Source organism: Novosphingobium sp. G106 (assembly GCF_019075875.1).
In the GTDB taxonomy this organism is placed as follows: domain Bacteria; phylum Pseudomonadota; class Alphaproteobacteria; order Sphingomonadales; family Sphingomonadaceae; genus Novosphingobium.
Map to the genome: position 1 here is coordinate 40507 of NZ_JAHOOZ010000004.1, position 21861 is coordinate 62367.

General features: G+C 59.9%; 18 protein-coding genes. 7 read left to right on the forward strand and 11 right to left on the reverse strand.

Features of this window, described 5'->3' with window-relative positions; all coding sequences use genetic code 11:
• Positions 1–182: 182 nt before the first annotated feature.
• Entirely contained in the window at positions 183–788 is a 606-nt protein-coding gene (locus tag KRR38_RS34005) for a PEPxxWA-CTERM sorting domain-containing protein (RefSeq protein WP_217408185.1), read from the reverse strand.
• 769 nt (positions 789–1557) lie between these two features.
• Between KRR38_RS34005 and KRR38_RS34010 the strand changes: the two genes are divergently transcribed.
• Positions 1558–1944 carry a response regulator gene (locus tag KRR38_RS34010; protein WP_217408186.1) on the forward strand — a complete coding sequence of 129 codons (387 nt, stop codon included), beginning with the start codon at positions 1558–1560 and terminating at the stop codon, positions 1942–1944.
• Between the two features lie 302 nt (positions 1945–2246).
• Here KRR38_RS34010 and KRR38_RS34015 read toward each other — a convergent pair.
• Positions 2247–3415, reverse strand: a protein-coding gene (locus tag KRR38_RS34015; RefSeq protein WP_217408187.1) for an IS3 family transposase whose coding sequence is annotated in 2 segments (ribosomal slippage) — positions 2247–3154 and positions 3154–3415 — 1170 coding nt in all. Because the reading frame shifts where the segments join, the coding sequence is not laid out codon by codon here.
• Positions 3416–3480: 65 nt separating this feature from the next.
• On the opposite strand from KRR38_RS34015, the gene KRR38_RS34020 reads away from it, so the two are divergent.
• Entirely contained in the window at positions 3481–4089 is a 609-nt protein-coding gene (locus tag KRR38_RS34020; protein ID WP_254515901.1) for a cation transporter, read from the forward strand.
• Positions 4090–4171: 82 nt separating this feature from the next.
• On the opposite strand, the gene KRR38_RS34025 is transcribed toward KRR38_RS34020, so the two are convergent.
• The 5 genes from KRR38_RS34025 to KRR38_RS34045 all read right to left on the reverse strand — a co-directional run bounded on the left by KRR38_RS34025 (position 4172) and on the right by KRR38_RS34045 (position 10680).
• Positions 4172–4492, reverse strand: a complete 321-nt coding sequence (locus tag KRR38_RS34025) for a hypothetical protein (RefSeq protein WP_217408188.1) — start codon at positions 4490–4492, stop codon at positions 4172–4174.
• Positions 4493–5599: 1107 nt separating this feature from the next.
• A complete protein-coding gene (locus KRR38_RS38155; RefSeq protein ID WP_217408189.1) occupies positions 5600–5851 on the reverse strand; it encodes a helix-turn-helix domain-containing protein in 252 nt (83 codons plus the stop codon).
• A 2180-nt stretch (positions 5852–8031) separates the two neighbouring features.
• Complete coding sequence (locus tag KRR38_RS34035) at positions 8032–8631, reverse strand: general stress protein (protein WP_217408190.1); 600 nt, start codon at positions 8629–8631, stop codon at positions 8032–8034.
• Positions 8632–9448: 817 nt separating this feature from the next.
• The gene (locus tag KRR38_RS34040; protein ID WP_309141255.1) at positions 9449–9841 is read right to left on the reverse strand and encodes a nuclear transport factor 2 family protein; all 393 of its coding nucleotides are present in this window, start codon (positions 9839–9841) and stop codon (positions 9449–9451) included.
• 86 nt (positions 9842–9927) lie between these two features.
• On the reverse strand, positions 9928–10680 hold the full coding sequence (locus KRR38_RS34045) for an SDR family NAD(P)-dependent oxidoreductase (RefSeq protein WP_217408191.1): 753 nt from the start codon (positions 10678–10680) through the stop codon (positions 9928–9930).
• A 115-nt stretch (positions 10681–10795) separates the two neighbouring features.
• On the opposite strand from KRR38_RS34045, the gene KRR38_RS34050 reads away from it, so the two are divergent.
• The 3 genes from KRR38_RS34050 (at position 10796) to KRR38_RS34060 (ending at position 13958) form a co-directional block, all read left to right on the forward strand.
• Positions 10796–11701 carry a LysR family transcriptional regulator gene (locus tag KRR38_RS34050; protein WP_217408365.1) on the forward strand — a complete coding sequence of 302 codons (906 nt, stop codon included), beginning with the start codon at positions 10796–10798 and terminating at the stop codon, positions 11699–11701.
• Between the two features lie 149 nt (positions 11702–11850).
• Positions 11851–12825, forward strand: a complete 975-nt coding sequence (locus tag KRR38_RS34055) for a site-specific integrase (RefSeq protein WP_217408192.1) — start codon at positions 11851–11853, stop codon at positions 12823–12825.
• Positions 12765–13958 (forward strand): IS91 family transposase, encoded by a 1194-nt coding sequence (locus KRR38_RS34060; protein WP_217401357.1) that lies wholly within the window; start codon positions 12765–12767, stop codon positions 13956–13958. The genes KRR38_RS34055 and KRR38_RS34060 overlap by 61 nt, the downstream gene beginning before the upstream one ends.
• Positions 13959–14308: 350 nt before the next feature.
• Here KRR38_RS34060 and KRR38_RS34065 read toward each other — a convergent pair whose 3' ends face one another.
• The gene (locus tag KRR38_RS34065) at positions 14309–14722 is read right to left on the reverse strand and encodes an NUDIX hydrolase (protein ID WP_217408193.1); all 414 of its coding nucleotides are present in this window, start codon (positions 14720–14722) and stop codon (positions 14309–14311) included.
• A 173-nt stretch (positions 14723–14895) separates the two neighbouring features.
• On the opposite strand from KRR38_RS34065, the gene KRR38_RS37590 reads away from it, so the two are divergent.
• On the forward strand, positions 14896–16473 hold the full coding sequence (locus KRR38_RS37590; protein ID WP_309141256.1) for a recombinase family protein: 1578 nt from the start codon (positions 14896–14898) through the stop codon (positions 16471–16473).
• Between the two features lie 887 nt (positions 16474–17360).
• Here KRR38_RS37590 and KRR38_RS34075 read toward each other — a convergent pair.
• Positions 17361–18725, reverse strand: coding sequence for an IS3 family transposase (locus KRR38_RS34075; protein WP_217408366.1), 1365 nt, complete (start codon positions 18723–18725; stop codon positions 17361–17363).
• Between the two features lie 52 nt (positions 18726–18777).
• Positions 18778–20541 (reverse strand): phosphoketolase, encoded by a 1764-nt coding sequence (locus KRR38_RS34080; RefSeq protein ID WP_254515903.1) that lies wholly within the window; start codon positions 20539–20541, stop codon positions 18778–18780.
• 172 nt (positions 20542–20713) lie between these two features.
• Between KRR38_RS34080 and KRR38_RS34085 the strand changes: the two genes are divergently transcribed.
• A complete protein-coding gene (locus KRR38_RS34085) occupies positions 20714–20890 on the forward strand; it encodes a hypothetical protein (protein WP_217408195.1) in 177 nt (58 codons plus the stop codon).
• A gap of 224 nt (positions 20891–21114) precedes the next feature.
• Here the strand turns inward: KRR38_RS34085 and KRR38_RS34090 are convergent, their stop codons facing one another.
• A complete protein-coding gene (locus tag KRR38_RS34090) occupies positions 21115–21768 on the reverse strand; it encodes a hypothetical protein (protein WP_217408196.1) in 654 nt (217 codons plus the stop codon).
• Positions 21769–21861 lie beyond the last annotated feature (93 nt).

The window sequence follows — 21861 nt, forward strand, 5'->3', positions numbered from 1 at the left end:
GTCCGCGGGCCAAGGTCGTCGCGCCGCTTCGAGGTCGATTAATCCCGGATCGCCAATTGGACATTGGCAGATTCCAAACACTTGATGCTTGCGATCATTTGCCGACCTGAACGGTCCCAAGCAAAAGGCCCGGCGGGATCGTTCCCGCCGAGCCTTTTGCTTTTCGGTCGCTTGGAAGTCAGTCAGGCGTATTTGACCGAGACCGACCGCCGGCGGCGCAAAGCTGCACCTGTAAAGCCGACGCCCAGTATTAGCAGCGCCCAAGAGGCCGGTTCAGGCACGCCGGTGCTGAAGTTCGCGACTTCGAAGGCATCCTTCAGAGGCGTCGCGTCGAACTTGGCTGACGTGATCAATTCGCCCCCAGCCGTTTTGAACTGGACGTACTGAGAGAACGACTGATTGCCATCCGTCACTGCAAAGTTCAGCCCTTGCGGCGTAAAGTTGAACGTATTGCCCAGGTTGGTGGTAAGAGTCAGCTGATTGTAGGTGTCCGGGGAGCCCCACAGGAAGCTCAGGTAATTCAGGGCGTTTGCAAATGTAATGATCGACGGGGAGCCCGCGGTCTGCCCAACGGCCAGAAACTGGTTGTTGTAGACCCCGCCCTTCGGGATATCCGCGAAAGGCTGGTCGGAGGTGTAGATCGTGCCGCCGGACCGCGTGCCCAACGAGTCGATCGTGACGAACGGAGACCCGCTGCTGCCGAGACTACCGACGACTACAGCGTGGGCGCCAGAAGCCGCCATCATGGAGAGCGCGATCGCAGCGCTGGATGCAACAGTGAATTTCATCAATTCCTCCCGAGAGACTCTTAGTTGGCCGAAGTGACCAGCAGCCCCCATGACGCGTCGTTTGCCGACGGGTGACCGGCGCATCCGCACTAAAACGACCGAGAGCTGAAATGGTGCCGGGACGCGAGGCTTTTTTAGGCGTAATGGTCTCTGAGCGTGGCAGGATGAAATGGAGATCGAAGATCTGCCGCCGAGCGCGAGAAAAAAGCCAATTGCCAACCAACCTTAACTCAATTGTTGGGCATTAAAATTGTTACCCTTGGAACAGCGAGGGGGCGGCCGTGGTTCAGAATTTGACCGCAAACGATCGACCCTGAATCGAACCTCTGCGATCTTGGTCAGCACCTCTGACCAAGGTGCTGAGCCCCAACCTAAACCCGCGGCACACAGAAGGATAAGACGTTTTGGTGTCAATGCCAGCGTGCTGCCATCATTATCTAGGCCCCCAAGCCATTGACCGGATAGCGACGGCAGCACACCGGGCGTCTTGAGTGCTCACCGATCACTGGCCAGCAGATATCTAGTGAGGATCTGCGGAGAGTTTCCGCTCGACCCTCGTACTGCTCGGCAAGGTCTGTGATTTGAGCGCCTCTCGCGTACGGACCAGGACAACGCACCGGCGTTAGCGATGATCTGACGTTAATCCACCAAGACAGCGCGCGCTTTAACCATTTGGAAAGGATGTTCATTCACCACTTACGTGTGGGGGCCTTCTGAAAGGCTCATGATGCCGAACTGCCTAAAGCACGCTACTCGCCCTGCGACCGTGATGATACTTGAGGATGACGCACTCAATGCGTTGCTCATCGAAGACACACTGAGACTGGCTGGGCACGAGGTGAGGGGATCCGCGAGAACCGTGCCGCAGGCACTGGGGCTTGTCGAAATGGGGGGTATCGACGCGGCGATCCTCGATCTTCAAATTGACAACGAAATGTCCTTTGAGGTTGGCCGGCGGTTGGATCAACTGCAGATTCCCTGGGCTATCACAACCGCGCACCCACGCAGCTTCGTCGGCGCTCAATTCTCTCATATCACCCTGTTGAGCAAACCATTTGGCATATCCGCCTTGTTGGAGCTCATCGAGAAGCTGATCGTTGACGACGAGGAAGTTCTGAAGTCTCAGGCAGACTCTGAAATTCCCAGGACAGGTTGATCAGTGCGGGGATCGCCGCCTTTTCTGCCATTCGGTATGCCCGAGCGGCCACCCGAAAGCCGACGTTGCGCGGCGAACGGTGCGACGGCATAGATCGCAGTCATAATTACCCCGCGTTGGCTTGATGCTCACGGTTCGCAAGTCGATCCCATCGTGAAAGCGTGGCGATTGGGAGATAATGGGCAGGCCGTAAGCGGCCTCTGGGAACGTCTTTATCATCAAGAAGATGTTGGTACCGCTGCATTGCTTGAAAAGCTATGAGCGACATTGACCGGCCCCCACTGAGTGGTCCGTGCTGATTGTTAGTGCATTGTCGCCTCCGTTGCCATTGCCGCCTGGAGGTGGAGCGAAGCGGAACCGGAAGGCGGCAATGGCGGAGAAGCCGTTTCCGGGGCCGGCGGTCGGTAGCCAAGGCTGCTGTGGGGGCGGATCGTGTTGTAATGCCGCCGCCAGGCTTCGATCAGCACCTTTGCCTCGGCGAGGCTGTAGAAGATCTCGCCGTTGAGCAGCTCGTCGCGAAGCGAGCCGTTGAAGCTCTCGTTGTAGCCGTTCTCCCATGGCGACGCCGGGGTGATGTAGAGCGTCTTCACACCGACCTGCGCCAACCATTTCTGGACCGCCGTCGCGATAAATTCGCTGCCATTGTCGGACCTGATATTGGCAGGCGGACCGCGCGCGATGAACAGGTCGGCCAGGGCCGCCAGCACTTCTTCGTGTTTGAGCTGCCGCGCCACGATCAGGGCGAGGCATTCGCGGCTGGCCTCATCGATGATCGTCAGGATGCGGAACTTGCGGCCATCATGGGTGCGCCCCTCGACGAAGTCGTAGGCCCAGACGTGCCCCGGGTACTCAGGTCGCAGCCGGATGCACGAGCCATCGTTCAGCCATAGCCGGCCCCGCTTGGGCTGTTTCTGCGGCACCTTCAGGCCCTCGCGCCGCCAGATACGTTCGACCCGTTTGCGGTTCACCGTCCATCCCGCATCACGCAGCAGCGCCGTCACCCGGCGATAGCCATAGCGACCATATTGGCGTGCCAGTGTCACGATGTCGTCGGTGAGCGCTCCCTCGTCATCTGCCCCGCGCGGTACCTTGCGCTGCGTCGATCGATGCTGGCCAAGCACCTGGCAGACCCGCCGTTCGGATACTGCCAGTGTGCCACGCACATGATCGATGCACCGCCGTCGCCGCGCAGGGCTCAGAAGTTTCCCCGCGCCGCCTCCTGCAGGATCAGCTTGTCGAGCGTCAGGTCAGAGATCGCCCGCCGTAAACGCAGATTTTCCTTCTCCAGATCCTTCATGCGCCGCGCCTGGTCGGTCTTCAGGCCGCCATATTCCTTGCGCCAGCGATAATAGGTCTGCTCGGTAACCCCGATCCGTCGACACGCATCCGCGGTCGTCCCACCCTGCGCCAGGACGATCTCCGCCTCACGCAACTTGCCGATAATCTCTTCCGGCTTGTGCCTCTTGCCCATTTCCAAACTCCTTCATGATCCAAAATAACAATGATTTTGGACCACTCAGAAGGGGGCAGATCAACATGATCGATTCAACGCCGCAGGACATGTACCAGCCAGCCTTGCGCCGGATGGTCCTGATCGTGGCAGTGTTAAATTTCGTCTGCTTCGGTGTCGAATTTGCGATTGCCCGCGCGATCGGCGCGGTGTCGCTGTTCGCTGATTCCATCGATTTTCTCGAGGACACATCGGTCAACCTGCTGATTTCCCTGGCGCTCGCTTGGTCGGTCCGTGCTCGCGCGCGGCTTGGCATGGCGCTGGCGCTCGTGCTGCTTGTTCCCGGTCTGGCGACGCTATGGACCGCATGGTCCAAGGTCCACCAACCGCTGGCGCCTTCGCCAGTTCCGCTAACACTCGCTGGCGTCGGCGCGCTGGTGATCAACCTTATCTGCGCGATGATGCTTGCAAAGTTCAGGCATCATCGCGGCAGCCTGACCAAGGCCGCGTTCCTCTCGGCTCGCAACGATGTCTACGCCAATATTGCAATCATTGCCGGCGGGTTGGTGACGGCACTGGCTTGGCGTTCTGCGTGGCCAGACCTGATCGTCGGAATTGGGATTGCGATGATGAACGCGGACGCTGCGCACGAAATCTCCGAAGTGGCACGTGAGGAACATCGCGCAGCGAGCTAGCGAGCACATCCGGTTGTTGACGGAACAATCGGGCGCCGATCAGCGCCCGATCGCGAGTCGTACGTCCGGCTATCGCTCAGTCCTAATCATCGTCGTCATCATCATGATTTCGGTGCCAGCGCCGTTCTTCCCACCTTCGGTGCTGCTCCCAATACCTACGCTGCTCCCAACGCTGACGTTCTTCCCAACGTTGGCGTTCGATCCAGGCGCGCCGGGCATCATGTTGGTAGTAGGGATCGCGGTAACCATCATATGGATCGTAGTATCTACCATAGGCGTCATAATAACCCGGATAGCCGCTGCCGAACGTAACGCTGAACCGGCTTTGGGCTGCAGCTGCGCCGGGCAACGCCGCAATCACTGTCGCTGCGGCCAGTGCGGCTGCGATAGGTAGTCTTTTCATTGTCCCCTCCATGGGCGGGCGGCCGTCTCGGCCTGCCTTGTGGAGATAATAATAGTACGAAGGACATCGCCTCAGGCTGAATGCATGCGTAGTGCCTTGTTCATGGGGGAGCCCTTTCTTACCATCTGAGTGCGATTCCCAAACGGCGATATTCGTCCAGCGGGAAGGGTCCGATATGACGATCACATCGACGTCATCGGGCGAGCGGCGGAATACTTCTGGTGCAACTGCATGCCGAAGAAGATTAGCGCTTCGCCAGGCACGCAGTACATGACGGCGCTGGCCGACGCGGCCGGCAATTCCGCTCCAGGCGGGCAAGCTCTACACGCTGTCCTGCCGAGTTACACCCTGGTCCGGCGCTTCCAGCGATTTGAGCCGAAGCGGTTTTGCAGGTTGTGCAAAGAGAAGCCTGCCGATGCCCCGAGGGGAATGGGCGCAGGCGGAAACAGAACGGGAGCATCGTGCACGACTGCTGCCGGTGTGACGTGTCGTGCGCGAGGGTGCGCAATCAGTGGGCGCTGGCCTGGGATCGCTACTGGAAAAATCATCACTGTCGATGAAGCGCTGGCCCCACAGAGGCTGGCCAGGGTTTCTTGCTCTGTCCGCGAAATTCGGCCGAACTTACGGAACCGGCGTTGAGCTGCTCTGTTGAGTAGACCATGCACGCTCAAACTATTGGGAAGTGCGGCAATAAGTTCGCGAGTGCGTCGTACGCAAGGATTGATCTAATGGCAGCACAAAGCCCTTCAGAATGTCTGGTTCGTGCGGGAGAGGAACGAGCCCTCGCCGAGACAGCGATCCTCCCCAACGTCCGCGAACAACACTTGAGATCTGCCGAGAGGTGGGACGACCTGGCGTCGGAGGTTCGACTTCGCGCCGAGGCGCAAGCGCTTATTAGAGACGAAGGCGCGGAGCGGAAAAGCGCTGTAGCTGCAGAGCGAGGCAGAAAAGGGGGCAGTCAACGCATGGTAACAATGACGGCGGAAGAGCGTTCTGAAGCAGCTCGCATGGCTTCCGAAAAGCGGTGGCGCAAAGACAAATAAGTCAACCTTGCCGTTCTGCCGTCGCATCAACAGGCCGGCGAACCCTGCCTCTCTATGAACTGACTTAAGCGGCCGATTGGAATAAGGCGTCGGCCGAAAGATCGCTGCTCACCGACCGGCGTTTCACGTCCTCGTATCGCTCCAGTCTACGACGGAGTGTTGAGCGACCGATTTGAAGCCGACGGGCGACTTCGGCCACATTGCCACCGTAACGACGCATTGCGTATTCGATGACATCGGCCTCCATCTGCCACAGCTTTCGCATTTCCCCGTTCGCTCCATAGGGGGAGACGATCACACCCTCTGATACCGCCATCGAAGTCCCTCTGAATTTGCGACAACCGCTTGCCTGCGGCCTATTTCCATCCCGTCTCTTGTAGGCCGGTATATTAACCGTTGTTAAATCTGGCCGGACAAAGCGGCGAGCTGCGGAACGGTTGGGCTTGAGTTGAGTATAAGCCTTGGCTGCCGTCCACCGATGGCTCCGCAGATCCACTCAGGACGGCAGCCAACCCGCACATTACCGATCCTAAGACGCCCGATAATGAGGCCGAGCTAAAGGCATGACCGTCGTCAGCGCAGGCCCGTCACGGTTGATAATTCCTAATATCACAAATGCTTAACACTTTCCGGCGCCTATGCACCCGTGCTGTCGTCGCGATCTAGGCCCCCAAGCCATTGACCAGTTCGAGGCGGCAGCACACCGCAATAATCCATGTTAACGCGTCCAGCGCCGCGGTCTGCCAAGCGCTCTTCAAAAGGGCGCAAATATGCAGGCAGTTTTCGTTATGGCTATCGGGGCATTGGTAGCGGCCAGCGGTCTGGCAACCATTTACTGGACGGAACGCAAACAGCGGTCGCGCGAGGCTCAAGATCGACTCCAGGCCGACAGCGCGCGAAGAAAAGCCCCGCTGAAGCGAGGGCCTTAGTCCCAGGGTCCTGCTATGTTGTTGGCAAGCGTTCCCGCGCACGCGCGCAATCCGTAGCCTCCCTTGCAGTAAGAACCAGTTGTGTATTCTCAATCCGCAAAAGAAACCCCCGCCGAAGCGGGGGCAGAGTGTGCGTTTGCCACGGGGGGTATCAATCCGGGACAAGGCGGACCTAGGCGAGGCTCAGACCGATCGGAAATTGGCTTTTCGCACAGTTCGCGACAGTCTCACATTGGAACGGATCGGCCACAGAACTGGTGTTTATAACCTAAGTTAACGTCAAGGCGTGATGGGTTTGTAAGTCCCTTGGGAAAGGGGCGCAATGGATGCAGGCTTATATCATGCTGGCCGTGGGGGCGGCTCTGGCAGGCTTCGGACTTTTATCATTGCGCTGGTCTGCGCTAGCAGAACGCCGGAATCAGCGCATCTCCGCGGAACGGAAACGGCAAGAGCGACTGGCCGACGCTCGGCTAGACCTGCTCAGGCGGTCGCAAACGAATTCCGACATGAAATAGCTCGCTTACGAAAAGAAACCCCCGCCGAAGCGGGGGAAAGGTTGTATCACGTATCATCAAGAGAACAGGCATCCCCACGCCTGTACGTCATAGACGCCGCGCCGTTGTGAGGCCCTCAGTGGTTAATTTGAAAATCCGCGGGGGAATATGCGCAGGCGGGGCTAGGTAGGGCGCGACCAGTTGACATGAGCAGATCTGATGGAGATGTTGCTAACCGCAGGGCGGCGGGGAAATGCAGATGTTCGAAAAGGCTCCGCCTGCGCGCAGCTTGAAACTGGCGATGATTTTCATTGCGGTAGCTAGGCCTTTGGCGCGCAATAGCCATTCCCGTGGCCCACTCTCGTATGTCGTGGTTTTTTCCTACTGCTTGGCGTAACGGCCATATTCTACCTTGCAATTGCCTCGTTCATTCCGGGTCGACGCTGGCGCAAGGCGAGCCGGAAACGCATTCCTCTGTCGGCGTAGATGATCGGCCCGCAGAACACGTCATCGTCACCTGCAAGGCAGCGATCTCGTCGTCATCCTCTGGCAGGTCCGAAATCGGGCAACCCGGCAACGCCATCCGGGCGATGGAGGCCAAAGTCATCCACGGCTAAGGAGCTGTCCAGTTCGTCACCTTGGCTCACCGTCGAGGTTAGACCGCATGCGTAAGCAGTTCGTGGAGCGATTGGTGGAGGCGCTGCCCGCGGAAAGCACCTCCACCACAGAGTCGTTATCGTCTATCGGTGAGACGTTGAGACGTTACCTTTAAAGTCGAGAGCCACCTGGACGTTATGGCCGCTTTTCCGAGCCGTGCCGCGCCAAACGCCATCATTTCCCTTTGTTAGATGAGAGACCGAAGCGAAGCCGGCGTGAGCGATATGTTCGCGGGCCTGTCCCTCGGTAAAAGAGTTGCGACCGGTTTCAGCGGCGCCAGCGTTGACGGTATGAGCCGTCTTTATGGCAGTTGTCGACTGAGTGGGTCCACCCTGCGCGGCCGCAGTTGTCAAAAGCGCTAGTGTCATTGCAGAGGCTATGATGAGCTTTTTCATTTCAGATTCCTCTATGCTGGCTCAAAGCGACCGATACCGAGCTTGCTCAGCCGCGACCTCGTCAGCCGAATATTCGGGCGCTTCAGAGTCGAAACCGGCCCAACCCTGTTCGCGATAGGCGCTCCCGCGCGCCGTCACGTCAACGCTCCGGTCACCGTTCAGGATACCTTGCGCAGGCGAAACCAAATCGTCGGGGACTTTGGCCGTCACAAGCGTGCCGCCACGGCGAACCCCCTCCGCGTAAACATGCGCATCCTGTTCGGGCACGCCGGCATGTGTCAGAGCGCCGACCAACCCCCCGGCAGCGCCGCCGATGACAGCGCCCCCTACGGCACCGGCTAATGCCGACACTAGCCAGCCAGCCGCGACGACCGGACCCAGGCCAGGAATGGCGAGCAGACCAAGGCCAGCGAGCAAACCGCCGACACCGCCAACAGCCGCACCGATTCCCGCGCCGACACCCGCATCTTCGCCGGCTTCCGAGGCTGCCGGGTGCCTACCGTTCGCATTGTTGGCAACGATGCTGATGTCGTCGTTAGGAACACCAGCGGCTTCGAGGTTCCGTACGGCATTCTGCGCATCGTCATAGTCGTCAAATAGTCCCGTGAGTGTCTTTGTCATTTCGCTCTCCTGTGAAGGCGATGCGATCGAGCTCGTTTGCCAGCCCACGATCTCGCACACCTGTACAAGGTAAATGATGGGGACCACGAAAGGTCCAACCGCCGCGAGAAAGAATGAGATAGGCGCGTCGGTCGGCGGAAATGCCGCCGAAATGCGTCAACGCCGGCATGGAAGCCGCCCGGCGGCAACCCCATATCGTAACCAGCTCAAAGCGAGGACGCGAGATGACTACCTGGGTCAAGTGCACGGCATATAACGAAGATCGAGCGATCTACCTGAATTTAGACCACGTGGTCTCGCTAAGTCGCGGCAGTAGCTGGACCACCGTCATGTTCGCTCCAGGCTATGATAACAATCCCGAGGCGGGCATGATGTCCGTTAAAGAGACCCCGGAGGATATCCTTGGGGGTCAGCCTGTGGCCAAAGCATGAAGAGAACGTCATATGAAGAGACCGTCATATGCGGCTTTTGCACACGCTGTATCAGGTGACTGGCCTGTCGCGGGAAAAGTGGTCCATTTTGAGAGTTAGAAAACCGGCTACTTTACGCTTGGAATGAGTGAGGAATGGCACGGAAGACGTACCTAGCGGAGTAGATCATCCGGATGCTTCGCGAGGCCGAGGTTCGGCCCTGAGGGAGACATTAAAGAACTCTGGTCAATCGATTGATTTCGCCGACTTTGCGGCCGTTCACGCCGCAAGTTCTGACCGACAGGAGCCGACGCTCGTTCAGACGGTTTGCCAAGGTGAGACGGGCCACTGGAGTCAAAGTGCTGCAAAGCACTTAGGTTTCGCGCTCAGCTGTCCGTTGTGCGACGTTACGGTATATTCTGGGCGCGGCGGAACTCTTCCGAGCTTTCGTCGAGAAAGACATAGAGTGCCGCTATCCTGCCGTCGCGAACGATAATGACGTCCCAGCCGGTATAAGCTGGTGCTTGTCCGGGCGGCCCCGATCCCCAGGCAAGCCGACCGGCATCGTGAAGGATCTGCGGCTTGCCATGCGGCGTGTAGACGAAGTCCGGGTGGGCTGAGCGGAGATCTCCCGCGAACCTGCCGATCGCAGCCCGACCGGCGATCACACCTGACGGTGCGTATAGGATGCCGTCTTCGGTCCAGAGCTCTGCGATAGCAGCCTGCCGGCGAGCATCGTCGCCTTCGCCGAAGACTTCCTGAAGATTGCGCTCGAGGAGTTCGCGGATCCTGCTCGTCACATTTTCTTGGGACATCATATATATTCTTGGTGAAGCAAGAGTTGGGCAGCGGTCGCGGTGCAACGCGCTGCCCGGCGCTTCCGTGATCAGATCTGAACCTGGCCGCCGTCGACGAAGAGCTCGATGCCGTTGACGAAACTGGCGTCATCGGAGGCGAGGAACAGCACGGACTTGGCGATTTCCTCGGGCTGGCCAACACGTCCCGCCGGTATCAGGGTCGCCAGATAGTCCTTGGCGCCCGCCGCCTGCTCGCCGCCGCCGAACAACTCATCGAGACCGGCAGTATCCGTGACGCCGGGGCTGATCGTGTTGACACGGATGCGGCGATCCTTGAGGTCGAGGATCCAGTTGCGGGCAAAATTGCGCACCGCCGCCTTCGTGGCGGAATAGACGCTGAAGGCCGGCGTCCCCGACACGCTGGTCGTCGAGCCCGTCAGGATCACCGAGGCGCCGTCCTTGAGCAGGGGGAGGGCCTTCTGAACCGTGAAGAGCACGCCCTTCACATTGGTGTCGAAAATGCTCTGGTAATGCTCCTCTGTGATTGCGCCGAGGGGAAGCATCTCGCCGCCACCTGCGTTGGCGAAGACCACGTCGATCAGCGCATGCTTTTGCTGGACCGCATCATAGAGGCGATCGATGTCGGCGAGATTGGCCATGTCGCCGCGCACGCCTGTGACCTGGCCGCCGACGAATTTGACTGCCGCGTCCAGGGCTTCCTGCCGGCGACCGGTGATGAAAACAGAGGCGCCTTCGGCAGCGAAGGCCTTGGCGGTGGCGAGACCGATACCGCTGGTGCCGCCGGTTACCACGACCACCTTGTTGTTGAACCTGTCCGTCATCGTCATTCTCCTTGAAGCAGTTGGCCTTGCGCCGTTGCCCATTCGATATGCGGTCAGAACGATGATGCGTGTAGCCGGCAATTATGGCACTTAGCGTTCCGCTGGAGGAACGATGATGCGGATCGACCTGAACGACTATGCCTATTTTGCTGAGGTCGTGGCGCATGGCGGCTTCGCTGCAGCCGGACGCGCACTTCGGGAACCCAAGTCGAAACTCAGCCGCCGCATCGCGGGCCTCGAGCAGCGGCTCGGTCTCCGGTTGATCGAACGTTCGAGCCGCCGTTTCCGGGTGACCGACACCGGACAGGCGTTCTACGAGCGATGCCGCGCGATCCTGGCCGAAGCCGAGCAAGCCGAAGCGCTTGTCCTGCAGGCGCAGGCAGAACCGCATGGCCGCATCCGCTTCAGCTGCCCGACAGGCATGATCGAACTGATGTCCGATCTCATTTCGTCCTTTCTCGCTCACTATCCGAAGGTGCGGCTTCAATTAATTGCGACGGACCGCGCGGTCGACCTGATAGAAGAACGGATCGACCTTGCCCTGCGCGTCCGCGCCGCGCTGACAGGGGACGCAGCGCTCACAATGCGCTCGCTTGGCCTTTCGACACGTATCCTGGTCGCAAGCCCTCAACTGGCTAGCCAGATCGGCGGCATCGAACACTTGGCGCATCTGCCTGTCTTGACGACCGATGACTCTGCAGACGAGCTAGAGTGGCATCTGGAAGCCGACGACGGTTGCAAGCAGATCGTCCGTGTCGAACCCCGCATGGGATGCGCGGACATGGGTGCGGTGCGGAGCGCCGCGATACAAGGTCTGGGCGTTGCGATCCTGCCCGATCATGTCTGCCGCGAGGCATTGCAGGCAGGTAACCTTGTTCGCGTCTTGCCTGCTTGGCGCGGCCTTCAGGGGATCGTGCACCTGGTCTTCACGACGCGGCGAGGTCTGCCTCCCGCGGTCCGTGCACTCATTGATCATCTGGCCGGCGGTTTCCCGCGGGAAACCGCGGCGGCAAGCCCTTAAGTTGCGGCAAACGCCGACTTGTACGAACCCGCTGTCGCGGGAATGGCGCTAATCGGCGAGGTGTAGAGCAGCTGCTGCCACGGCCCTTCGATTGAGCGGCGGCTGCCAGAGGCAGACCTTTGCGACTCCTTCAACCGAGGAGTCGACCCATGACCAACGCCATCACGGAAGTTTCCACGAAGACCCTTCGCGAGCGAATGCTCGAAGATATGGATCTGCGTCGCTTTGCCCGAGCGACGCAGCGCAACTACGTAAGGGACGTTGCCCGGTTTGCGGCCTTTCTGGGCCGACCTCCGGACACCGCAACGGGCGAAGATTTACGCCGCTTCCAGATTGCCCAGCGCGAGGCGGGCATGAGCGTGACGACCATGAACACCGTCGTCTCGGCCTTGCGGTTCTTCTATATCCGCACACTCGACCGACCGGATCTGGCCCGCAAGCTTCATCACGTTAAGCACCCTCGCGGCCTGCCCACGGTACTGAGCCGCGAGGAGGTCGCACGCCTGCTTCAGGCCACGACCAGCCTGAAGCACCAGGCGATGCTGTCAGTCGCCTACGGTGCGGGTCTGCGCGCTGCGGAGGTCACGCGCCTGAGGGTCCGGGATATCGACAGCGAGCGCATGCTGCTCAAGGTCGAGTGCGGCAAGGGCGGGCGAGATCGCAATGCCATGCTGGCCCATGATCTGCTGTTGCTGCTGCGCGAATGGTGGAGAGTGGGCAAGCGTCAGGGGGTGATGCACCCCGATGGCTGGCTGTTCCCGGGGCAGCACTATCTCAAGCCGGTCAGCACCAGACAATTACACCGCATCGTCGTCGAGGCAGCGATGGCGGCGGGCATCGCCAAGCGGGTCGGCCCCCATACCCTTCGCCACAGCTTCGCCACCCATCTCCTCGAAGACGGTGTCGATGTTCGGATCATCCAGGCATTGCTCGGGCATTCCAAACTGGAAACGACCGCACTTTACACGAGGGTCGCCATTAAGACGGTCAAGGCGGTGGTGAGCCCCCTGGACAAGCTGGCGATGCTTCCCGGTGCACAGGGGGGCGCCGGACAGTTGAGCCGGTGCGATCTTCGCTCGAGGTCGCAGATATCTTCTGTGCTGCCGGGCCAGCCTATCGTGTAGCCCATGCGGGGCACCTGAGCCTGTATCAGCTCAAGGTCATGACCGCGGTCGAAAACTGCCGCACCGCTGCGCTTGGCGGGCACGTGGAGGCCTGCGAGGACTGTGGCCACTGGCGGATCGCCTACAACTCATGCCGCAACCGGCATTGCCCAAAATGCCAGGGCGCGGCGGCACGCACCTGGCTGGCAGAACGCGAGGCCGATCTGCTGCCGGTGGGTTACTTCCACGTGGTCTTCACGCTGCCCGCCGAGATCGCAGCCATCGCCTGGCAGAACAAGGCCGTCGTCTACGATCTGTTGTTCAAGGCGGCGTCGGAGACGATGCTGACGATTGCGGCGGATCCGAAGCATCTGGGGGCGCGCATCGGCATCACGGCGGTGCTTCACACATGGGGGTCGGCGATGACCCACCATCCCCATGTACACATGATCGTCCCGGGCGGAGGCATCGCGCTCGACGGGATGCGCTGGATATCCTCACGCCCCGCCTTCCTGCTGCCGGTGCGCGTGTTGGGCGCATTGTTCCGCCGCCTCTTCGTCACCCGGCTGATTGCGCTTCACGATGCTGGCCGCCTGTTCTTCGGCAGCGAGAACAGCGAGCTCGCTGGCCGCCAGGCGTTCCTGCGCCTCATCGCGCCAGTCAGGAAAAAGCGCTGGGTCGTCTACGCCAAGGCCCCGTTCGCAGGCCCCCAGGCCGTGCTCGCCTACCTGTCGCGCTACACTCACCGCGTCGCGATCTCAAACCGGCGCCTCATCGCCTTCGACGAGCGCGGCGTCACCATGCGGTACAAAGACTATCGCCGCGATGGCCTCGACCGACAACGTGTCATGACCCTTGCCGCAGACGAGTTCATCCGCCGCTTCCTGCTCCACGTCCTGCCGCGCGGCTTCCATCGTATCCGGCACTATGGCCTGCTCGCAGGTTCGGCGCGCAAGGATGCGATCGCCCGAGCCCGCGCCTTGCTCCACGTAGCGCCGGCCCCGCCACCGCCCGACGACGAGGAGCCGCCTGACTATCGCCCGCCATGCCCATGCTGCGGTGGCCATATGGTAGTGATCGAGACCTTCGTGCGTTGGCAGCAGCCACGCGCACCGCCCCGGCCTCTCAAGCTCGTCCGGGAGATTGCGCCATGATCCGGCATGGCCTGGAAACACCCGTTCCTCCGGTCATCATGCCGCCGGAAGCGGTAGCGTTCGTACCCAGAGCCATCATCGCCCAAAAACTCGGCGATGAAGCACGCAGACAGCGACCGGCCCCAGGCTACCGCACCCGGCAATGGGGGTGGCCGATGCGATCTGTATCGCTCCCAGGCAGCTCTTGGCTGACACCACAGACCCGGCCGAAATTGAAATCCCCATAGCTCACGCCCAGACCCACCGCGGGTCGTACTCGTCCGGGTTTAGTACGCCTGCCGGCGCCCGAAACCCTTCGACTAAGCCGACGTTCGAGCAATCAAACAGCTTCCCTGAAAGCCGCCCCTCGTTCAGGTTTCCACGGTCAGGTGAAATATCTGCAGGATACGCTTTAGGCCGGCATCCTCCACGAGATGCGAAGCAGCAATCGGGCTAAGCCACCGCCTCTTGCGCTGGGGTCGCTCCGGCCAGTCTTGAAACTGCTCGGTCACGAGCAGCGGGTAGACCGTGATTTCTGTTTCCGCTTCCGGCTGGCCCGCACGCTGTTTGACGGAGTAAAATCTGCCAAGCGACCTGATGGAAGGGTTGCCGCTGATTCCGGCCTCCTCAAAGGCCTCACGAGCCGCAACCTGATGCGCCTTCAGCCCTTTGATCGGATTGCCTTTGGGAATTATCCAGCGCCCGCTGCCGCGGGAGGTAATCAACAAAACCTCCACGTCGCCGTCAGGACCAATTCTGTAAGGAAGGGCGCCGACCTGCTGCATGGCTTGCTATATAACGTCCTTCAGCAATTCGCCCAGACGTCACGGCAGAAAACCCGCGGCCCGGGAACTTAGATGTTGCTCAGCAAGATATTGGTCTGGAAACTTTTTCACCAAACTAAAGCTAGCTAGCAAACTGCCGGCATCCCTCCGGTCGAGTTTATCCCGAGGAAGCTGTGACGAAGCGCACCACATCCCCGGCCGGTCTAATTCCGGCAGCCCAGTATATAAGAATGTCGACCGAACATCAGCGGTTTAGTCCGGACAATCAGCGAGCTGCAAACAAGGCATTTGCGGCCGAGCACGGATACGAAATCGTGGCAACGTATCAGGACTCGGGCAAGAGCGGCCTCACGCTTAAGGCACGCCCGGAGCTGAAGCGTCTCCTGAGCGACGTTCTCAGCGGGGCCATGCCTTACAAGACAATCCTGGTGCTCGATGTTAGCCGATGGGGCCGGTTCCAAGATGCCGACCAGGCGGCTCACTACGAATTTATGTGCCGAGAGGCGGGCGTCCCGGTGCGTTATTGCAGTGAGGCTTTCGACAATGATGGCGGCGCCATGGCTTCGATCGTCAAGCATATGAAGCGGGTTATGGCTGCGGAATACAGTAGGGATTTATCAATACGGGTTGCACGTGCGCATCGCTTGCAAGCACGCCTGGGTTACAAGCAAGGCGGTTCTCCCTCGTTCGCAACCATCAGGCAAGTCGTTGACGAAGACGGCCGGCCGGTAATGGTTTTGCACCCAGGGCAGCGAAAAGCGCTTTCCAATCACCGGGTTGTGATTGCCCGTGGTTCGGCATCTGAAGTTGCACTCGTCCGGCGTATTTTCACAATGTACGCGATTCAGAATTTGGAGATTTCTCAGATCTGCGATTGGCTCAAGAAGAAGGGAAAGACCGAGAGATTCGGGCGCCTGTGGGCCTACAGCTCTATCTTCAAGATGCTCCGCAATGAGATTTATCTCGGCGTCTATGTGTACGGAAGGCGATCCAACAACCTTGGAAAACCGGAGACGCTTCCGCAATCGAAGTGGATTCGAACGACGGTCATGAAGCCCATCGTGCCACCGGAGCTGTTTGAAGCCGCTGCGAGCAAGCTGGCGGATCGTTCGCGGCGTCCGCGCTCCGACGAGGACTTGAAGAGGGGCTTGGCGAGGCTCCTTTCGGAAGAGGGATATATCTCTGGACCCCTCATCACCAAGTGCAGCTATCTGCCATTGCCTATCACATTCACGAAACGGTTTGGCAGTCTTGCCAAAGCTTGCAAACTGGTCGGCTATGATAAACCCGTGCGAGTAGAAGGGGTTCACACTCGAATATACTCCGATGAAGATTTGAAGAGCGAACTTAAACGCATTCAGCGCGAAAATGGCAGGTTGTCGCGAGAGATAATTAATAGAGACAAACGATCACCGTCGGCTGCATTTTTTAAGCGGAGATTCGGGGGTTTGAGGAAGGCGTATTCCGCTTCCGGTATATTGCAGGATAAAATACCGAAGAGGAGAATTGACTTAAATCCGGATGGTACTCCCAAATCGGAGGCTGTACTCTTAGATGGATTGCGTAGGCTTTTCGAGGAACATGGCCATTTGTCACGCCGGATGATCGATAGCTCCGAAGCTGTCCCGAGCTCTTGGCTTTACTGTCGGAAATTCGGGGGGGATGGAGCGGGCTTATGCGCTTGTTGGCTTTTGCAGCAATCGGAGCGAAATTATGAGGGCAGCGTACGGGCGACGGCGGAAGCCCGATGAGCGTGCGTAGCTCGCTTCATCCCTAGTCCGCCTGCCATCGCCGACTGTTCCGACGTTGAGCTGTCGATCGGTGGCTCTTGTGACTGGCTGTTCGTTCATTGCCCCCCGCATCTCCACTGAAAAGTAGGCTCGGCCAACGGGGCCGAGCCTTTAGGTATGTTATGGAGTGCCCTTGAGAGGCGCAGTCATTTACTAACCTACCTTGGTATGCTGCAAGTGCGAAATATGGCACCTTGCTTGCAGCTGGATAGTTTGCGTGGCGGCGTTGCCCAGATGAATCACACGGCATCGGCCTGTGGCGTTCTCGGACCTCGCAACTCTGTTCCTGCCTCACGCCTCTGGCCCTTGATGCTAGCGGAAGGGCCCATGAAACGGCCGCCTGCGCAAACTAATTTGATCGCGCCAGCGGCGAATATCGAGGTGACTCGAACAGCCAACGTAGTAGACCATCCAAAGTTCAAATCGAGATGCCGTTGGGTAGGAGGCACAGGCCGTGAAGAAAGCTCTTTTCGTGTTTGCGTCGGTTGCCATCATATCGGCCTGCGCTGCCCAGGATGGCTCGAAGGCCCCCGCCGTGTCGGAGGCTGTGCCGCCAAAGGCCTCGCCGCTCGGCTCTGCATCCTATCTTGGCAGCACTGCGCTCCCCGAAAGCCTGGAGCTCGTTCCCGCACCCCCCGCGGCAGGTTCCGCGGCAGAAGCTCGCGATGAGGCTGGAGCCGCAAATGCGTTGACCCTTCGCGGGTCCGCGCGGTGGGACATCGCAAAGGGAGATGCCGAACTGAGCCCGGCAGCCGTTGCAAGTCGTTTCTCGTGTGTCCGTCGTCAGAACATTTGGCGCAACTCGCGGCGTAAATTAGCGGAGTGCGGACCTCGTCTGAGGGGTGATGTTAGGCGGCGAGCTTGCGGTGCTGCAAGCGCCGATGTTCGATGGTCTGTCGCTTGATCCTTTCACGCTGTTTGATGATCGCGGGAGCCCTGCCGAAGTAGGCGTCGGCGGGCGTCACATTGGCCAGGCTCTCGTGGTAACGCTGGTGGTTGTAGTGCTCGACGAAGGCTTCGATCTGGGCCTCAAGGTCGCCGGGCAGGAAGTAGTTCTCCAGCAGGATGCGGTTCTTCAGGGTCTGGTGCCAGCGCTCGATCTTGCCCTGGGTCTGGGGGTGTAGCGGAGCGCCGCGCACATGGCTCATCTTCCGGGCTTCGATGTATTCCGCCAGTTCGCCCGCGATGTAGCTGGGGCCATTATCGCTGAGCAGCCTGGGCTTGTGCAGCACCGTGGCGCTGTCGCAACCCGAGGCCTTGAGGGCGAGGTCCAGCGTGTCGGTCACGTCCTCGGCCCGCATGTTGGTGCACAGTTTCCAGGCGATGATGTAGCGCGAGAAGTCGTCGAGCACGGTCGACAGGTACATCCAGCCCCATCCGATGATCTTGAAGTAGGTAAAATCAGTCTGCCACATCTCGTTCGGCCGGGTGGTCTTGGTGTGGAACTGATCGGCAGCCTTGATCACCACATAGGCCGGGCTGGTGATCAGATCATGGGCCTTCAGCAGGCGGTAAACCGTGGATTCTGACACGAAGTAGCGCTTCTCGTCGGTGAAGCGCACCGCCAGTTCGCGGGGGCTCAGATCGGTCTCTTCCAGCGCCAGCTCGATGATCTGGTCCTGGATGTCGTCGCCAATGCGGTTCCACACCCGGCTTGGCGCCGACGGCCGATCCTCCAGCGCCTCCGGCCCGCCTTCAAGGTAGCGATCATACCAGCGGTAGAACGTCCGGCGGGCGATACCGAGCTTATCCAGCGTCCGCTTGGCGGGTAGGTGCGACTGCTCGACGATCCGGATGATCTCGAGCTTTTCGGATGCGGGATACCTCATTCGTCGTCGCCCCCATCCGCGATCATGCTTTTTTTTCAGCAGACGGTTTTCGAGTGTCAGGTCGGCCACGCATTCCTTCAGGGCGCGGGCCTCGCGGCGCAAATCCTGCACCTCGCCGGTGGTCGCGGCACGAGCGGTGTCACCGGCCAACCGGCGCTTGCCCGCTTCCATGAACTCCTTCGACCAGGTGTAGTACAGGCTCTGGGCGATGCCTTCCTTGCGGCACAGCTCCGCAATGCTGTCCTCGCCGCGCAGCCCATCGAGCACGATGCGGATCTTGTCCTCGGCCGAGAAATGGCGACGCGTCTGCCGCCGCATGTCCTTCACTATCCGCTCGGCAGGGGCCTTGGCCGGCGATTTTTTCAAGGAGGGTTGGGGCTTCATCTTCGTTCCTTCGTCACTGCGACGAAGCCCCAACCCTCCTTAAATCACAACCTCAAATCTGTGCCATTGGTGCTGACGGCGGACAGCCCCGGCTGCGTAGGCAGTGATCTGCAACCGACAACAGGCAATTGGCGTCCGGCGGTAGGTAAATGCGCGCGACGTCTGCTTTCTTGTTTGCGATATGATCGATGAAGCCTGGATCCTGGTGCGACAGACCGTTGTGGTCCTGGCGCCAGACATGCGAGGTCAGCAGGTAGTTGAGCGAGGCAATCGGCCTGCGCCAAGGGATTTTGGCGCTCACCTTGAGCCATTTGGCATGCTGGTTGACCATCGAATCTACGATGTGAATGAAGGCTTCGTAGCATGAGAAGAAGCCGTGACGGCCGGTCAGCAGATAGCCCTCCAACCAACCTTGGCAGAGGTGCTCGCTCAGCACTTCCATTACCCGGCCGGATGGACTGAGATTTTCATCGACGTCTTCGATCTCGGCCATCCACGCCTTGCCGGTCACCTCGTAGGATGCCTCGAGCCGGTTTGACGCCGTCTCATCGGGCCCGAATAGACGGAAATTGGCGGCGGGAAGGCTCAGGCGCATGACGTCACGGATGTAGCGGCCAAGTATACGAGTGGCTTCACCGCGGACACTGCCGGGCGAAGTGACAGTGATCGCATGATCGCGAAAATGGGGAAGACCTAGCGGCTCGAGCAGAAGGCCGCCATTGGCATGGGGATTAGATCCCATACGCCGACGGCCTGTGGGTGCAAGCGCGGCCAGTTCCTCAATCAGCTTACCATTGGCGTCGAACAATTCCTCTGGCCGGTAGCTGCGCATCCAGGCTTCGAGTTGGGCAAGGTGTCCGGGCTTACCGAAATTGGCGATCGGCACCTGATGCGCTCGCCAGGTCCCTTCGACCCGTTTGCCATCCACCTCCTTGGGACCGGTCCAACCTTTGGGAGTGCGAAATACGATCATTGGCCAACGTGGGCGCGCGTCTCCGCCTACCGGCGCATCGCTCGCACGTGCTTTGGCTTGGATGACCTGTATGCGTTCCAATGCGGTGTCTAGCGTTGCGGCAAGTTGCCGGTGGACCTGGGCCGGATCATCCCCTTCTACGAAGAAGGGTTCGTGGCCATATCCGCGCAGTAGATCTGTCAGCTCATCGCGGCTGATCCGCGCCAAGATCGTTGGGTTGGCGATCTTGAAGCCATTCAAATGCAGGATAGGTAGCACCGCGCCGTCACGCGCAGGATTCACGAATTTGTTCGAATGCCAGCTTGCGGCAAGCGGCCCAGTCTCCGCCTCACCGTCACCAACGACGCAAGCGACGATCAGGTCGGGATTGTCGAGCGCTGCTCCATATGCATGGACAAGTGAATACCCAAGCTCGCCGCCCTCGTGAATGGAGCCCGGCGTCTCGGGGGCCACATGGCTAGGTACGCCACCTGGCCAGGAAAATTGGCGAAACAGACGCCGCATTCCGTTGCGATCGCGTTCAATCGCGGGAAATAGCTCGGTGTACGATCCTTCCAGATAGGTATGCGCAACCAGCCCGGGCCCACCGTGTCCGGGCCCGATAACATAGATCATGTTGAGATCGTTCTGTGCGATCAGGCGATTGAGGTGGACGTAGAGAAAATTAAGACCTGTTGTCGTGCCCCAATGGCCAAGGAGACGCGGCTTGATGTGTTCAAGCCGAAGCGGCTCCTCCAGCAGTGGGTTATCCCGCAAGTAAATCTGGCCGACTGATAGATAATTTGCGGCGCGCCAGTACGCATCCATGCGAGCGAGCATATCGGGCGACAATGTGTCGGTCATACGTTTCTCCAGCGATCGGTTGCGGCGACCGGCAATGGTCGAAGCCTTTGGATGTGCGAGAAAGGAAGAGGCGCGATGAGAGAGTTCGGCGCGAGCACAGATGGGTCAGGGCGCAGTTCGTTTCGCCCGGCGGCTAAACCGCCACATAACGAGCACTGACTCAGCATCGCGAATGAAGCGGATGATCGGCGCGACCATACGCGAGATGCAGTCGATGCTGGCCGGAGAAAAAATGAGCTCTCTGGCGTTCCGCGCCGGCACGCCCTCCGATGCAGACTCTGATTATCGGACAGCCGCAGCGGCAGCGTTCCGCTTGGATCGATCGCGCATGGTGCTTCGAAGGGCGTAGGCCGCCAACGTGCTAAATCCTGCCGCGAACACGAGTAGGAATGCGATCATTATATCCTGGCCCATGGCCTTGCTCCTCAAATTCTGGGTGGCCGCGCTCAGTTTCGCGTCGGCGACAAGTCTGACGCAGGACTGTCCCAGCATCCCCCATTCGAGGGCGACTGGCCCGGCCTCCTGCGTGGATAGCCGGGCCAAGGCGTGGCCTACGTTATGATCGACCGCGTCTTATCGCGTCGGCGGGGTAACCGTCGTCGTGGTCGTCACCGCGGCCGCAGGCGGGGTGGGTTTGATCGTACTTGTTGTCACAGAGGTTCGCGTCGTGGCGTGAGTGCTGCCTCGGGCGGGCTGCACCGTCGTAGTGGTAGTTTCCATGTGTCCGACTGGCGCTTGCGCCGCTGCAGCCGCATTGCGTGCTACGACCGCTTCGCTCGCAGATATTGCGGCGGATTGCTGGGCGACATTCGCACGGGCGTTGGCATCTACGCTCTGCTGCTGTGCCACGGCCGTTTGCTGCTGCGCTGCGGCAACGCCATCGGTTCGCGCCTGCCGTTCGGCGGCAATCGTCCGTTCCTGACGGCCCTGCATCTCGCCGATCGCGGCGTCCGCGAGTGTGGATGCGCGGATGGCTTCGGCGATAGAAGTCGACTTTTGTCCGGCTGCCAGCTTTTCCTTAGCTATAGCCAAGGCGGCTCTTGCCTCTGCCGTCGGATGCGGCATTTCCGATCCCGCGCCCATTGTTTCGGCCGTGTGGATCTTGGCATCGGCGGCAGCGATGGCCTCGCGAGCGCGGTCAGCCTTGCCGGCATGTGCGGGCGTGGCGAGGGCAAGCGCCATCGCGCTTGCCGCTAGAAGCGGTGCGAAGAGGGTTTTGCGAAGCATGGGATTTTCCTTTGGAAGACAAATGCCTTCGGCCGAGAAACCCGCAACCTCCAATAATGTTTCCTGTAAATTCCAGGAAATGACAAACATAAT

What these genes read in the sequence shown, in the direction of transcription:
- KRR38_RS34005 (WP_217408185.1), bottom strand. Translation starts at nt 788, where the DNA reads ATGAAATTCACTGTTGCATCCAGCGCTGCGATCGCGCTCTCCATGATG.
- KRR38_RS34065 (WP_217408193.1), bottom strand. Translation starts at nt 14,722, where the DNA reads ATGCAGCAGGTCGGCGCCCTTCCTTACAGAATTGGTCCTGACGGCGAC.
- KRR38_RS34050 (WP_217408365.1), top strand. Translation starts at nt 10,796, where the DNA reads ATGCGGATCGACCTGAACGACTATGCCTATTTTGCTGAGGTCGTGGCG.
- KRR38_RS34085 (WP_217408195.1), top strand. Translation starts at nt 20,714, where the DNA reads ATGAAGCGGATGATCGGCGCGACCATACGCGAGATGCAGTCGATGCTG.
- KRR38_RS34035 (WP_217408190.1), bottom strand. Translation starts at nt 8,631, where the DNA reads ATGACAAAGACACTCACGGGACTATTTGACGACTATGACGATGCGCAG.
- KRR38_RS34080 (WP_254515903.1), bottom strand. Translation starts at nt 20,541, where the DNA reads ATGACCGACACATTGTCGCCCGATATGCTCGCTCGCATGGATGCGTAC.
- KRR38_RS34075 (WP_217408366.1), bottom strand. Translation starts at nt 18,725, where the DNA reads ATGAAGCCCCAACCCTCCTTGAAAAAATCGCCGGCCAAGGCCCCTGCC.
- KRR38_RS34090 (WP_217408196.1), bottom strand. Translation starts at nt 21,768, where the DNA reads ATGCTTCGCAAAACCCTCTTCGCACCGCTTCTAGCGGCAAGCGCGATG.
- KRR38_RS34045 (WP_217408191.1), bottom strand. Translation starts at nt 10,680, where the DNA reads ATGACGGACAGGTTCAACAACAAGGTGGTCGTGGTAACCGGCGGCACC.
- KRR38_RS34025 (WP_217408188.1), bottom strand. Translation starts at nt 4,492, where the DNA reads ATGAAAAGACTACCTATCGCAGCCGCACTGGCCGCAGCGACAGTGATT.
- KRR38_RS34055 (WP_217408192.1), top strand. Translation starts at nt 11,851, where the DNA reads ATGACCAACGCCATCACGGAAGTTTCCACGAAGACCCTTCGCGAGCGA.
- KRR38_RS38155 (WP_217408189.1), bottom strand. Translation starts at nt 5,851, where the DNA reads ATGGCGGTATCAGAGGGTGTGATCGTCTCCCCCTATGGAGCGAACGGG.
- KRR38_RS34020 (WP_254515901.1), top strand. Translation starts at nt 3,481, where the DNA reads ATGATCGATTCAACGCCGCAGGACATGTACCAGCCAGCCTTGCGCCGG.
- KRR38_RS34010 (WP_217408186.1), top strand. Translation starts at nt 1,558, where the DNA reads ATGATACTTGAGGATGACGCACTCAATGCGTTGCTCATCGAAGACACA.